The 402-nt window shown below is 63.4% G+C and carries 1 pseudogene; it reads left to right on the forward strand.

Annotation, left to right across the window (positions count from 1 at the left end):
• A pseudogene (locus tag ACTH3D_RS12555) lies at positions 1–402 on the forward strand (ATP-binding protein); the annotation flags it as partial.

A 402-nucleotide genomic window follows, 5' to 3' on the forward strand; every position in this document is an offset into this window, starting at 1 on the left:
AGGCCGCCGAGAAAGCGCTCAAGCAGCATAACGAGCGCGTGCAGCAGGCCGACGAAGCCCAGGATCAGGGCCGCATGGCCCATAAGCGCGCCGAGCAGGAAGTGGAGTTTGCGATAGAGGCGCGTCGCCAGCAGCAGGAGCGCCACACCAAGCGTCAGCAAGAGCGTCGCGCTACTCATCAAGCCGCGTTAGCCAGCCAGGAGCAGGCACAAAACGAGCTGCGTGAAGAGAAGCAGCAGGCGCTTACCGCCCTGGGGGAAACCCACCAAAGCCAGCTGTTAGAGCTAAAGGCCGACGGCCAGAGCCAGGTGGATAGCCTGGATGCCCAACTGCGCCAGTATCAGCAGCAGTTGAGCGACGCCAATGCCGAACACCAGCGCCAGCGCGCGGAACTGGAAGAGG

This window comes from Halomonas sp. (assembly GCF_052095765.1).
Classification (GTDB): domain Bacteria; phylum Pseudomonadota; class Gammaproteobacteria; order Pseudomonadales; family Halomonadaceae; genus Halomonas.